Origin of the sequence: Limosilactobacillus gastricus PS3 (assembly GCF_000247775.1) — a bacterium.
In the GTDB taxonomy this organism is placed as follows: domain Bacteria; phylum Bacillota; class Bacilli; order Lactobacillales; family Lactobacillaceae; genus Limosilactobacillus; species Limosilactobacillus gastricus_A.
The window spans coordinates 1-659 of record NZ_AICN01000074.1; the positions used below are offsets into that span (position 1 = coordinate 1).

General features: G+C 38.2%; 2 protein-coding genes. Both read right to left on the reverse strand.

The window, feature by feature from the left end; all coding sequences use genetic code 11:
• Positions 1-54: 54 nt before the first annotated feature.
• Positions 55-411, reverse strand: coding sequence for an IS66 family insertion sequence element accessory protein TnpB (gene tnpB / locus PS3_RS08665; protein ID WP_007122707.1), 357 nt, complete (start codon positions 409-411; stop codon positions 55-57).
• Complete coding sequence (locus PS3_RS10520) at positions 401-577, reverse strand: hypothetical protein (protein ID WP_176662269.1); 177 nt, start codon at positions 575-577, stop codon at positions 401-403. The genes tnpB and PS3_RS10520 overlap by 11 nt, the downstream gene beginning before the upstream one ends.
• Between the last annotated feature and the right edge of the window lie 82 nt (positions 578-659).

A 659-nucleotide genomic window follows, 5' to 3' on the forward strand; every position in this document is an offset into this window, starting at 1 on the left:
TCCTTCCGATATATAAATTATACCGAAAAAAAGGGGCTTTTAATAGGTGAAAACCTAATAAAAATCCCCATGTGACGCGGTTTTAACTCGTTTTGGAGGCAACGGATTGACACCTTCTAATAATTGTTTGATTTGACGATTAGTCAACTGATGAGCATCATTTCGATAACGTGGCCAACGTAACCCGCCATTTTCAAATCGTTTATACAGTAAGATGAAACCTTCACCATCCCAATATAAGCCCTTAAACCGATCACTTCGATTACCACAGAATAAAAAAAGAGAATCATCATATAGGTCAAGGCCAAAGTTTTCTGCCACTACGATGGCTAAGCCATCGATACCTTTGCGAAGGTCGGTTTTCCCACAAACAATATAAACATGTTTGGGGTTTTGCCAGTTAATCAACATGATCTAAAATCACTTCCATCAGATCACTCATCTGATCCTTGCTGATAGTATCAAAGATTGTGACATTGACCCGTTTAACTGTAAATTTTGCCACCATTTGAGGCTTAGTGGGTTTGAAATCCTTTGGATTTCGGCCATGTAAATTTACTGGAATAATATCTTGCATTTAAAAAGCACCTCCAACTGTTTACTTACAGTTTAGAAGGTGCCTGCTTGATTTCATACCCGTCTTGTTATGGTGTGCTTAC